This window comes from Pseudomonas sp. JZ114 (genome assembly GCF_051027705.1).
GTDB lineage: Bacteria > Pseudomonadota > Gammaproteobacteria > Pseudomonadales > Pseudomonadaceae > Chryseomonas > Chryseomonas luteola.
The window spans coordinates 23,380-37,327 of record NZ_CP069258.1; the positions used below are offsets into that span (position 1 = coordinate 23,380).

Consider the following 13,948-nt stretch of genomic DNA (forward strand, 5'->3'; position numbering starts at 1 on the left):
GATATTTCACTCTTCGTTAGTCATTGAGGCATTTAATTACAGCATCAAAACCTTTAGGACGATGCCAACAAGCGCATGCCTTCCGACCGGGCGGCCTTGGCATCAAAGGTCAATGTGTATTCGCAGCCGGCCGCCTGGCCATTGCACTCGATCAGGCAGTCAGAAAGATCCCCATGAGCCCCTGCGTAGAGACGTAACGCCCGAGCCACTACCTCAACCTGCTCGATAACAAGCTCGCGCATGCCAATCAGGCCCTGCAGGACTTCAACAATATGTGCCTTGTCCACCTTATAGCGTTGGCGTAAGACCCAGGACAGTTCGACCAGCACGATCTGGGCGATAAAGCCAGGCGCCTGTTCCGTTAGCGATTCGATAACATCCGTAGCCAATGAGGCTTGCGCGGGATCGTCCTGGACGAAATAGCGGACCAGCACATTGGTATCCAGTCCAATCATGCCTTGTCTGCCCAGCCGCTCTGAACGGTCTCGTTCATTTCTTCAATACTGACCGGCGCACCGTCCCATTTGATACAGCCGCGCAGCTCCTTGATTGAGCGTGTCGCTGGAATAATCGCGTATTGCCCTTGGGCTATTTCAACAAACTCGATGCGATCACCCGTAGCTAGATTAAGGCGGCTCCGAACTTCGGCAGGAATAGTAATTTGACCTTTAGAGGTCACAGTAGACGTGGCCATAACAGCTCTCCTCTTTAATTTCTGTTTCCTTACTTTAAGGTAAGGAGCGTAGGAAAGCGATAACTTTGATTTGGCGGTAAGGCCCTGTATCAAGCCGTCGAGAGTCCCATAGTTACTATCTATTAAAAACAGGATATTGATTTACTATTCGCATAGTTAGGATGCAATCAGGCCACACGCTCTTTTCTATAGTTATATATGTGATAATGTCCTTTATCATCTATTTTAAGCCTGCGGTTCTTTCTGCTAGGCCCGCGACGCGGTTGATGGTGCCTTCATACAGCTACCCTATTAAAAAGAAGGAATCGATAAAAAAATGAAAGCGCCTGCGTTAATCGGAACGATAACCCTGCCTGCGCTGGTCCAGGCGGCCGGTCGCGGCGCGCAGATGCGCTTTGTCGATTTCTTTACTGCTAACATCCGCAACCCGCACACCCGGCGGGCCTATGGCCGCGCCGTGGGCGAGTTTCTGGCCTGGTGTGAGACGGTCGGGGTGGCGTCGATGGCGGATATCAAACCGCTCCATGTCTCGGCCTGGATCGAGTGGCAGACCCAGACCCTGTCGGCGCCCACGGTGAAGCAGCGCCTGGCCGCCCTGCGGCACCTGTTTGACTGGCTGGTGACCGGGCAGGTCATCCCCACCAACCCGGCGGCCTCGGTGCGTGGGCCCAGCCACAGTGCGCGGCAGGGCAAGACGCCGGTGCTGGCTCCCACGGAAGCCCGGACGCTACTCGACAGCATTGACGTGAGCACGCCGATTGGGCTCAGGGACCGTGCGCTGATTGGGCTAATGGTGTTTTCCTTTGCCCGCGTGGGGGCTGCCCTGACGATGCGGGTTGAGGACGTGTACCGGCAGCAGTACCGGCTGTGGGTGCGGCTACGCGAAAAAGGTGGCAAGCGGCACGAGATGCCCTGCCATCACTCCCTCGAGGAGTACCTGCATGCCTACCTGGTCGGCACTGGCATCGAGGCGGATCCCAGGGGGCCCCTGTTCCGGACCATTGCCCGCGGCACGGGGCAGCTGAGCCGCAATGCCCTGCCGCAGGCCAATGCGCATGCCATGGTGCGGCGGCGGGCATTAGCTGCTGGGATCGAGACGCCCATTGGTAACCATACCTTTCGCGCGACAGGCATTACCGCCTACCTGAAGAATGGCGGCACGCTGGAGAACGCGGCAGCCATGGCCAATCACTCCTCCACCCGGACCACGCAGCTGTACGACCGTAGGCGGGACGACATCAGTCTCGATGAGGTCGAGCGGATCCGGCTGTAAATTTTCAAAAATAGTTAGCTCGGTGGCGATGACACCCGTTCTTTGCGTATTAGATAGGCATCGGTCGTTAATAAAGGAGACCGGTTTCTGCGTAAGAAAACGTTGAAGAGAAGTTGAATATAGGTTTGAGAAACGTGTTGCTGGCAATGAGATTAGCCAAGCGCCTATAGGAGCTAGTAGAGCAATTACAAGAATGATGAGAGCTAAAGCATAACCTGATTTTTTTTGGAGAAAGATTGGGTAGAGGCCTCTCCAACGAGAAGCCTCCACCCTTGCTCTTATTTCCAGTTAGCCGCTAAAACAGAGTCTAGCTGAGCACGCTGATCGTTAGAGAGATTAGTCTCAGCACCGGCATCAACACCAAACGAGGCCATGGTATCGACCAAGTTTTGTACTTGGCTGTCGAGTAACGTCTTGCCATCGGCTGCCTTGATCTGATCGACATGGTAGTAGTTGGACGAATACCAATTACTCACAGTGACCTTATCGTCGGTACCAATGACATCAATGACGAGGTCCGAACCACTTTTTCTAAACCAGAGCTCTTCATAGCTAACTGTGGAGTCGAATTGCAGTACGTCTGTTGTTGCGCTCGTATCATAGGCATAGACGGTGTCCTGGCCCGAACCCTTGCCGAAGAGGAAAGTGTCGTTGCCTGAGCCACCGCTGAGATAGTCATTACCCGTACCGCCATCGAGCATGTCGTTTCCGGCGTTACCATAGAGCGAATCGTTGCCGCTTTCGCCATACAGCACGTCGTCACCATCCTCACCATTCAGTGTGTCGGCTCCGATGCCGCCCTTGAGCGTGTCCTTACCAGCCCCGCCATTAAGCATATCGTCACCCGCGCCTGCTTCGATGAGGTCATCACTGGCATAACCGGTTAGCACATCATCACCAGCGGTGCTTTGCAGTACCTGAGCTTTGATGGCGGCCTGATCCCAGCTGCTGCCGTCGGCAAACACGATCTGATCGATCTGGTAACCATAGGTGGCATCGTTAGTGAAATGACTGCTAACGCGTACGCTGTCGGTAGTGCCATTGACCATAACCAGCAGGTCGCTACCGTCACGTAGTACGGTCACATCGCTGGCATTGAGGTCGGTAAGCTGCAGGGTATCGACCTTGCCTTTGGTAGAGTCATAAGCATAGACGGTGTCCTGGCCCGAACCCTTGCCGAAGAGGAAAGTGTCGTTGCCTGAGCCACCGCTGAGATAGTCATTACCCGTACCGCCATCGAGCATGTCGTTTCCGGCGTTACCATAGAGCGAATCGTTGCCGCTTTCGCCATACAGCACGTCGTCACCATCCTCACCATTCAGTGTGTCGGCTCCGATGCCGCCCTTGAGCGTGTCCTTACCAGCCCCGCCATTAAGCGTATCGTCACCCGCGCCTGCTTCGATGAGGTCATCACTGGCATAACCGGTTAGCACATCATCACCAGCGGTGCTTTGCAATACCTGAGCTTTGATGGCGGCCTGATCCCAGCTGCTGCCGTCGGCAAACACGATCTGATCGATCTGGTAACCATAGGTGGCATCGTTAGTGAAATGACTGCTAACGCGTACGCTGTCGGTAGTACCATTGACCATAACCAGCAGGTCGCTACCGTCACGTAGTACGGTCACATCGCTGGCATTGAGGTCGGTAAGCTGCAGGGTATCGACCTTGCCTTTGGTAGAGTCATAAGCATAGACGGTGTCCTGGCCCGAACCCTTGCCGAAGAGGAAAGTGTCGTTGCCTGAGCCACCGCTGAGATAGTCATTACCCGTACCGCCATCGAGCATGTCGTTTCCGGCGTTACCATAGAGCGAATCGTTGCCGCTTTCGCCATACAGCACGTCGTCACCATCCTCACCATTCAGTGTGTCGGCTCCGATGCCGCCCTTGAGCGTGTCCTTACCAGCCCCGCCATTAAGCGTATCGTCACCCGCGCCTGCTTCGATGAGGTCATCACTGGCATAACCGGTTAGCACATCATCACCAGCGGTGCTTTGCAGTACCTGAGCTTTGATGGCAGCCTGATCCCAGCTGCTGCCGTCGGCAAACACGATCTGATCGATCTGGTAACCATAGGTGGCATCGTTAGTGAAATGACTGCTAACGCGTACGCTGTCGGTAGTGCCATTGACCATAACCAGCAGGTCGCTACCGTCACGTAGTACGGTCACATCGCTGGCATTGAGGTCGGTAAGCTGCAGGGTATCGACCTTGCCTTTGGTAGAGTCATAAGCATAGACGGTGTCCTGGCCCGAACCCTTGCCGAAGAAGAAAGTGTCGTTGCCTGAGCCACCGCTGAGATAGTCATTACCCGTACCGCCATCGAGCATGTCGTTTCCGGCGTTACCATAGAGCGAATCGTTGCCGCTTTCGCCATACAGCACGTCGTCACCATCCTCACCATTCAGTGTGTCGGCTCCGATGCCGCCCTTGAGCGTGTCCTTACCAGCCCCGCCATTAAGCGTATCGTCACCCGCGCCTGCTTCGATGAGGTCATCACTGGCATAACCGGTTAGCACATCATCACCAGCGGTGCTTTGCAATACCTGAGCTTTGATGGCGGCCTGATCCCAGCTGCTGCCGTCGGCAAACACGATCTGATCGATCTGGTAACCATAGGTGGCATCGTTAGTGAAATGACTGCTAACGCGTACGCTGTCGGTAGTGCCATTGACCATAACCAGCAGGTCGCTACCGTCACGTAGTACGGTCACATCGCTGGCATTGAGGTCGGTAAGCTGCAGGGTATCGACCTTGCCTTTGGTAGAGTCATAAGCATAGACGGTGTCCTGGCCCGAACCCTTGCCGAAGAGGAAAGTGTCGTTGCCTGAGCCACCGCTGAGATAGTCATTACCCGTACCGCCATCGAGCATGTCGTTTCCGGCGTTACCATAGAGCGAATCGTTGCCGCTTTCGCCATACAGCACGTCGTCACCATCCTCACCATTCAGTGTGTCGGCTCCGATGCCGCCCTTGAGCGTGTCCTTACCAGCCCCGCCATTAAGCGTATCGTCACCCGCGCCTGCTTCGATGAGGTCATCACTGGCATAACCGGTTAGCACATCATCACCAGCGGTGCTTTGCAATACCTGAGCTTTGATGGCGGCCTGATCCCAGCTGCTGCCGTCGGCAAACACGATCTGATCGATCTGGTAACCATAGGTGGCATCGTTAGTGAAATGACTGCTAACGCGTACGCTGTCGGTAGTACCATTGACCATAACCAGCAGGTCGCTACCGTCACGTAGTACGGTCACATCGCTGGCATTGAGGTCGGTAAGCTGCAGGGTATCGACCTTGCCTTTGGTAGAGTCATAAGCATAGACGGTGTCCTGGCCCGAACCCTTGCCGAAGAGGAAAGTGTCGTTGCCTGAGCCACCGCTGAGATAGTCATTACCCGTACCGCCATCGAGCATGTCGTTTCCGGCGTTACCATAGAGCGAATCGTTACCACTTCCTCCAACTAATGAATCATTAAGACTGGTCCCGTTTATAGTGCTACTTGTAGCTGATTGGTTAATAACGTGGCTTTTAACATCTGTATAGGTCCAGCTGCTACCATCGGCAAAGCGGATCTGGTCGACAGCGTAGCCATAGGTACTCTTGCCGTCCTGGCTGAAATAGGAGCTGACACGCAGGCTGTCGTTAGTACCGATGACACGAATAACCAGGTCGTCGGAGTCACGAGAGACGGTGACATCCGTTGCGCTCAAGCCATCGAGACGAATCACGTCAAGCTTGTTGGCCGTGGTGTCGTTATAGGCTGAGTTGCTGATACGGTCCTGACCGGAGCCCTTGCCAAAGACATAGGTGTCCGAGCCGTAGCCACCTTCGAGGTAGTCGTTACCGGTACCGCCATCAAGCACATCGTTACCGTAGCCGCCATAGAGCGAGTCATTACCGGCTCCACCTTGGAGGGTATCGTTGCCATCCTCGCCATACAGGGTGTCCTTACCTTCGCCGCCATCAAGCGAGTCGTCACCGGCCCGCCCATACAGGGTGTCATTGCCAGCCAGGCCGCTCAGGGTGTCGGCTGTGGCATAGCCCTGCAGGTTCTGATTGTTATCGCTGCCCTTGATAACTTCAGCCTTGACCCGCTCAAGATCCCAGCTGCTGCCATCGGCAAAGCGGATCTGGTCGACAGCGTAGCCATAGGTACTCTTGCCGTCCTGGCTGAAATAGGAGCTGACACGCAGGCTGTCGTTAGTGCCGATGACACGAATAACCAGGTCGTCGGAGTCACGAGAGACGGTGACATCCGTTGCGCTCAAGCCATCGAGACGAATCACGTCAAGCTTATTGGCCGTGGTGTCGTTATAGGCTGAGTTGCTGATACGGTCCTGACCGGAGCCCTTGCCAAAGACATAGGTGTCCGAGCCGTAACCGCCTTCGAGGTAGTCGTTACCGGTACCGCCATCAAGCACATCGTTACCGTAGCCGCCATAGAGCGAGTCATTACCGGCTCCACCTTGGAGGGTATCGTTGCCATCCTCGCCATACAGGGTGTCCTTACCTTCGCCGCCATCAAGCGAGTCGTCACCGGCCCGCCCATACAGGGTGTCATTGCCAGCCAGGCCGCTCAGGGTGTCGGCTGTGGCATAGCCCTGCAGGTTCTGATTGTTATCGCTGCCCTTGATAACTTCAGCCTTGACCCGCTCAAGATCCCAGCTGCTGCCATCGGCAAAGCGGATCTGGTCGACAGCGTAGCCATAGGTACTCTTGCCGTCCTGGCTGAAATAGGAGCTGACACGCAGGCTGTCGTTAGTGCCGATGACACGAATAACCAGGTCGTCGGAGTCACGAGAGACGGTGACATCCGTTGCGCTCAAGCCATCGAGACGAATCACGTCAAGCTTGTTGGCCGTGGTGTCGTTATAGGCTGAGTTGCTGATACGGTCCTGACCGGAGCCCTTGCCAAAGACATAGGTGTCCGAGCCGTAGCCACCTTCGAGGTAGTCGTTACCGGTACCGCCATCAAGCACATCGTTACCGTAGCCGCCATAGAGCGAGTCATTACCGGCTCCACCTTGGAGGGTATCGTTGCCATCCTCGCCATACAGGGTGTCCTTACCTTCGCCGCCATCAAGCGAGTCGTCACCGGCCCGCCCATACAGGGTGTCATTGCCAGCCAGGCCGCTCAGGGTGTCGGCTGTGGCATAGCCCTGCAGGTTCTGATTGTTATCGCTGCCCTTGATAACTTCAGCCTTGACCCGCTCAAGATCCCAGCTGCTGCCATCGGCAAAGCGGATCTGGTCGACAGCGTAGCCATAGGTACTCTTGCCGTCCTGGCTGAAATAGGAGCTGACACGCAGGCTGTCGTTAGTACCGATGACACGAATAACCAGGTCGTCGGAGTCACGAGAGACGGTGACATCCGTTGCGCTCAAGCCATCGAGACGAATCACGTCAAGCTTGTTGGCCGTGGTGTCGTTATAGGCTGAGTTGCTGATACGGTCCTGACCGGAGCCCTTGCCAAAGACATAGGTGTCCGAGCCGTAGCCACCTTCGAGGTAGTCGTTACCGGTACCGCCATCAAGCACATCGTTACCGTAGCCGCCATAGAGCGAGTCATTACCGGCTCCACCTTGGAGGGTATCGTTGCCATCCTCGCCATACAGGGTGTCCTTACCTTCGCCGCCATCAAGCGAGTCGTCACCGGCCCGCCCATACAGGGTGTCATTGCCAGCCAGGCCGCTCAGGGTGTCGGCTGTGGCATAGCCCTGCAGGTTCTGATTGTTATCGCTGCCCTTGATAACTTCAGCCTTGACCCGCTCAAGATCCCAGCTGCTGCCATCGGCAAAGCGGATCTGGTCGACAGCGTAGCCATAGGTACTCTTGCCGTCCTGGCTGAAATAGGAGCTGACACGCAAGCTGTCGTTAGTGCCGATGACACGAATAACCAGGTCGTCGGAGTCACGAGAGACGGTGACATCCGTTGCGCTCAAGCCATCGAGACGAATCACGTCAAGCTTATTGGCCGTGGTGTCGTTATAGGCTGAGTTGCTGATACGGTCCTGACCGGAGCCCTTGCCAAAGACATAGGTGTCCGAGCCGTAACCGCCTTCGAGGTAGTCGTTACCGGTACCGCCATCAAGCACATCGTTACCGTAGCCGCCATAGAGCGAGTCATTACCGGCTCCACCTTGGAGGGTATCGTTGCCATCCTCGCCATACAGGGTGTCCTTACCTTCGCCGCCATCAAGCGAGTCGTCACCGGCCCGCCCATACAGGGTGTCATTGCCAGCCAGGCCGCTCAGGGTGTCGGCTGTGGCATAGCCCTGCAGGTTCTGATTGTTATCGCTGCCCTTGATAACTTCAGCCTTGACCCGCTCAAGATCCCAGCTGCTGCCATCGGCAAAGCGGATCTGGTCGACAGCGTAGCCATAGGTACTCTTGCCGTCCTGGCTGAAATAGGAGCTGACACGCAGGCTGTCGTTAGTGCCGATGACACGAATAACCAGGTCGTCGGAGTCACGAGAGACGGTGACATCCGTTGCGCTCAAGCCATCGAGACGAATCACGTCAAGCTTATTGGCCGTGGTGTCGTTATAGGCTGAGTTGCTGATACGGTCCTGACCGGAGCCCTTGCCAAAGACATAGGTGTCCGAGCCGTAGCCGCCTTCGAGGTAGTCGTTACCGGTACCGCCATCAAGCACATCGTTACCGTAGCCGCCATAGAGCGAGTCATTACCGGCTCCACCTTGGAGGGTATCGTTGCCATCCTCGCCATATAGGGTGTCAGCACCGCTACCGCCTATTAGCGTATCGTTACCCGTGCCGCCGTAAAGTAAATCATTACCTTCATCACCAGATAGAACGTCATTTCCACCTACTCCATTAAGTGTATCGTTTCCAAGTCCTCCACTTATTTGGTCATCTGTAGCGTAGCCCGTAAGAATATCGTTACCGTCAGTGCTTTGTAAGGCAGCCATGACCTTGACCTGCTCGACTGACCAGGTGGTGCCATCGGCAAAGCGGATTTCCTCAAGCTTGTAGCTGCTGGTTCCGTCGCTATTGAAGTAGCTGCTAACGGTGACCCTGTCGGTAGTGCCCTTGAGCGTCAGGATCAGGTCAGTACCGGAGCGGCTGACTACGATGTCAGAGGCTGCGATATCAGAAGCAAATTCGATTGCATCAACCTTGCCGGTACCGGTGTCGTAGTTGTTGATCGAGTCCTGACCCCAGCCGCGGCTGAAGCGATAGATGTCCGAACCAGCATCACCGCTGAGGCTGTCATTACCGGCACCGCCCTCAAGCACGTCGTCGCCGGACTCACCGTAAAGGCGGTCCGCACCTTCACCGCCCTGCAGCAGGTCGTTACCGCTTCCGCCGGAAAGGTAGTCCGCACCATCCCCGCCTATAACAGTATCGTTACCGGCTTCGCCATAAACGTAATCGTTGCCAGCATCGCCTGATACCGTATCGTTGCCAGAGCCACCATAGATGGTGTCGTTGCCCAGACCACCGCTAATGGTGTCGTCTGTAGCATAGCCCCATAGTGCGTCATTACCGTCGGTGCTTTGCAAGGCCATGACCTTGGCCTGCTCGACTGACCAGGTGGTGCCATCGGCAAAGCGGATTTCCTCAAGCTTGTAGCTGCTGGTTCCGTCGCTATTGAAGTAGCTGCTAACGGTGACCCTGTCGGTAGTGCCCTTGAGCGTCAGGATCAGGTCAGTACCGGAGCGGCTGACTACGATGTCAGAGGCTGCGATATCAGAAGCAAATTCGATTGCATCAACCTTGCCGGTACCGGTGTCGTAGTTGTTGATCGAGTCCTGACCCCAGCCGCGGCTGAAGCGATAGATGTCCGAACCAGCATCACCGCTGAGGCTGTCATTACCGGCACCGCCCTCAAGCACGTCGTCGCCGGACTCACCGTAAAGGCGGTCCGCACCTTCACCGCCCTGCAGCAGGTCGTTACCGCTTCCGCCGGAAAGGTAGTCCGCACCATCCCCGCCTATAACAGTATCGTTACCGGCTTCGCCATAAACGTAATCGTTGCCAGCATCGCCTGATACCGTATCGTTGCCAGAGCCACCATAGATGGTGTCGTTGCCCAGACCACCGCTAATGGTGTCGTCTGTAGCATAGCCCCATAGTGCGTCATTACCGTCGGTGCTTTGCAAGGCCATGACCTTGGCCTGCTCGACTGACCAGGTGGTGCCATCGGCAAAGCGGATTTCCTCAAGCTTGTAGCTGCTGGTTCCATCGCTATTGAAGTAGCTGCTAACGGTGACCCTGTCGGTAGTGCCCTTGAGCGTCAGGATCAGGTCAGTACCGGAGCGGCTGACTACGATGTCAGAGGCTGCGATATCAGAAGCAAATTCGATTGTATCAACCTTGCCGGTACCGGTGTCGTAGTTGTTGATCGAGTCCTGACCCCAGCCGCGGCTGAAGCGATAGATGTCCGAACCAGCATCACCGCTGAGGCTGTCATTACCGGCACCGCCCTCAAGCACGTCGTCGCCGGACTCACCGTAAAGGCGGTCCGCACCTTCACCGCCCTGCAGCAGGTCGTTACCGCTTCCGCCGGAAAGGTAGTCCGCACCATCCCCGCCTATAACAGTATCGTTACCGGCTTCGCCATAAACGTAATCGTTGCCAGCATCGCCTGATACCGTATCGTTGCCAGAGCCACCATAGATGGTGTCGTTGCCCAGACCACCGCTAATGGTGTCGTCTGTAGCATAGCCCCATAGTGCGTCATTACCGTCGGTGCTTTGCAAGGCCATGACCTTGGCCTGCTCGACTGACCAGGTGGTGCCATCGGCAAAGCGGATTTCCTCAAGCTTGTAGCTGCTGGTTCCATCGCTATTGAAGTAGCTGCTAACGGTGATCCTGTCGGTAGTGCCCTTGAGCGTCAGGATCAGGTCAGTACCGGAGCGGCTGACTACGATGTCAGAGGCTGCGATATCAGAAGCAAATTCGATTGCATCAACCTTGCCGGTACCGGTGTCGTAGTTGTTGATCGAGTCCTGACCCCAGCCGCGGCTGAAGCGATAGATGTCCGAACCAGCATCACCGCTGAGGCTGTCATTACCGGCACCGCCCTCAAGCACGTCGTCGCCGGACTCACCGTAAAGGCGGTCCGCACCTTCACCGCCCTGCAGCAGGTCGTTACCGCTTCCGCCGGAAAGGTAGTCCGCACCATCCCCGCCTATAACAGTATCGTTACCGGCTTCGCCATAAACGTAATCGTTGCCAGCATCGCCTGATACCGTATCGTTGCCAGAGCCACCATAGATGGTGTCGTTGCCCAGACCACCGCTAATGGTGTCGTCTGTAGCATAGCCCCATAGTGCGTCATTACCGTCGGTGCTTTGCAAGGCCATGACCTTGGCCTGCTCGACTGACCAGGTGGTGCCATCGGCAAAGCGGATTTCCTCAAGCTTGTAGCTGCTGGTTCCATCGCTATTGAAGTAGCTGCTAACGGTGATCCTGTCGGTAGTGCCCTTGAGCGTCAGGATCAGGTCAGTACCGGAGCGGCTGACTACGATGTCAGAGGCTGCGATATCAGAAGCAAATTCGATTGCATCAACCTTGCCGGTACCGGTGTCGTAGTTGTTGATCGAGTCCTGACCCCAGCCGCGGCTGAAGCGATAGATGTCCGAACCAGCATCACCGCTGAGGCTGTCATTACCGGCACCGCCCTCAAGCACGTCGTCGCCGGACTCACCGTAAAGGCGGTCCGCACCTTCACCGCCCTGCAGCAGGTCGTTACCGCTTCCGCCGGAAAGGTAGTCCGCACCATCCCCGCCTATAACAGTATCGTTACCGGCTTCGCCATAAACGTAATCGTTGCCAGCATCGCCTGATACCGTATCGTTGCCAGAGCCACCATAGATGGTGTCGTTGCCCAGACCACCGCTAATGGTGTCGTCTGTAGCATAGCCCCATAGTGCGTCATTACCGTCGGTGCTTTGCAAGGCCATGACCTTGGCCTGCTCGACTGACCAGGTGGTGCCATCGGCAAAGCGGATTTCCTCAAGCTTGTAGCTGCTGGTTCCATCGCTATTGAAGTAGCTGCTAACGGTGATCCTGTCGGTAGTGCCCTTGAGCGTCAGGATCAGGTCAGTACCGGAGCGGCTGACTACGATGTCAGAGGCTGCGATATCAGAAGCAAATTCGATTGCATCAACCTTGCCGGTACCGGTGTCGTAGTTGTTGATCGAGTCCTGACCCCAGCCGCGGTTGAAGCGGTAGATATCCGAGCCGGTATCGCCGTTTAGGTAATCATTACCGGCATCACCCCTTAGTTCATCGTTACCAGCGCCGCCATACAAACGGTCATTACCAGCGCCGCCCTGCAGCAGATCGTTACCAGCGTATCCATTTAATGTGTCGTTACCGGCTAAACCTAGAAGATAGTCATCTTGGCTATCACTACCATTTAATGTATTGGCTCCTGAGTCACCTATCTGAGTCGATAGCCCAAGACTAGCAAGCAAGAAATCAAATCCCGAACTGTAAATATCACCTTGAGCCCGCAGTGCTTCTAGAATAGATGTGCTTGTATCGTTAGATACTGCTTTTAGGCTATTTGCAAAGTCAAGAATATGGACTGTTGCTTGATCGCTGTCTAAAGAATAGTTATCTTCAAAATAGTTAGCCAACTTAGAGACATCGTATGAAATGTCATTATCTTCAAAGCTGAGCGATACGTAATCAAATAGAGACTTATACTGGGTTTGCAAGACAAGGCTGCTATAAACATAAGAAGATAACTCTTCGTATGCCTTTAATAAAACCTTGGTAGCTTCAGGACCTGGGTCATGGAGGCCAGCATTCGTGCCGCTGCCTTGAGTAAAAGCCTCCCCCATAAATGCTTCCAAAGCATAAAGCTTTCGGCCGTCCGGGAAATAGATGCCACGACTGGAAATTGAATAAGAGCTAGAACTTGTCCATGCAAATAGGATTTGATCTACTAAGTCATAGCGCTTACTTATGTCAGTCTCTTGTGCAAACTGAGAGATGAGACCTTTTAAGGTGTCGGAAGTGTCTCTAGCTAAAGCTTGGTGCAAGCTATGAACATTACCAAAACCTTGAACATCAGGTAAGGCTTCGATTTCTGCACTTACAGTAACTAAATTCTGATCAACTGTGTCAGTTAGGTCTTGTTTGAACCAAACATCATCCATAGCTGAGGTCGTACCATCAGCTTTAGTATAGGTTCCTATTTGTAAATGTTGGTTACCATTTGAGTCTACAGCTGTCGAGCTTTGATAGCTCAGATTTAAGCTATTAACGCCAGCTTCAGATAATGTGAGTAGTTCTCCGTTCTGAGTTACGCCATCACTGTTGATGTCTTTCCAAACTCTCAAGCTAGAGAAGTCGGCATCGTTGCTATCGATTTTACCGTCTTTATTACTATCTAGATCGGCAAGCGCAGCGAAACCGTTGGCGGCTTTATTGCCATTATTGAGAGCAGTATTGTTTCCAAAAAGCTCAGAGCCGTTATTGATAACGCCGTCTTGGTTTCTATCTAAAACAAGAAGACCGTCGTCTTTTCCGACCCAGCCTGTCGTCTCAGCAAAACCATTGCTATCATGATCGAAATGAGTTTCTAAGGAGCTTGAAATGGTCTCAACGCCGTCTCCGTCTAAATCTAGTATTAAGGGACTAACAGTAATTTCCGCCTGACCAAAGCTAGATTTAACAGCATTAATATCTGGTTCATCTAAAAGATTCTCTATGATGAGATCAGCAATGCCCTGATATCCTTCAAATATTGTATTTCCAGCTTGGTCCCCATAAAAAGCTGCTACTCCTACAACTAGAAAAGTTGTTATTGCGAGCGGAGCGCCGGCTATACCTAACGCGGTTGCGAAGAAGCCAACTGCTGGAATAGCAATAGATGTGAATAATCCTGCGCCAAGAATACCTGCCGCTGTACCGCCCATGTCTTTCCAATCGGCCGCGTCATTAGTTTGTAATGCTGTTACCGCTTTTAGGCCTATATTGACTGTATCTACAATGGATCC

At 54.3% G+C, this 13,948-nt stretch carries 4 protein-coding genes; 1 reads left to right on the forward strand and 3 read right to left on the reverse strand.

Going from position 1 to position 13,948, the window contains the following annotated elements; all coding sequences use genetic code 11:
• Positions 1-53: 53 nt before the first annotated feature.
• Both JQR90_RS23740 and JQR90_RS23745 read right to left on the reverse strand, forming a co-directional pair.
• Positions 54-455, reverse strand: coding sequence for a PIN domain-containing protein (locus tag JQR90_RS23740; RefSeq protein ID WP_434141468.1), 402 nt, complete (start codon positions 453-455; stop codon positions 54-56).
• Positions 452-694 (reverse strand): AbrB/MazE/SpoVT family DNA-binding domain-containing protein, encoded by a 243-nt coding sequence (locus JQR90_RS23745; RefSeq protein ID WP_434141466.1) that lies wholly within the window; start codon positions 692-694, stop codon positions 452-454. Before JQR90_RS23745 ends, JQR90_RS23740 begins: the two co-directional genes overlap by 4 nt.
• 316 nt (positions 695-1,010) lie before the next feature.
• On the opposite strand from JQR90_RS23745, the gene JQR90_RS23750 reads away from it, so the two are divergent.
• Entirely contained in the window at positions 1,011-1,967 is a 957-nt protein-coding gene (locus JQR90_RS23750) for a tyrosine-type recombinase/integrase (RefSeq protein WP_434141464.1), read from the forward strand.
• 278 nt (positions 1,968-2,245) lie between these two features.
• Here the strand turns inward: JQR90_RS23750 and JQR90_RS23755 are convergent, their stop codons facing one another.
• Positions 2,246-12,415, reverse strand: coding sequence for a calcium-binding protein (locus tag JQR90_RS23755; RefSeq protein ID WP_434141462.1), 10,170 nt, complete (start codon positions 12,413-12,415; stop codon positions 2,246-2,248).
• Positions 12,416-13,948 lie beyond the last annotated feature (1,533 nt).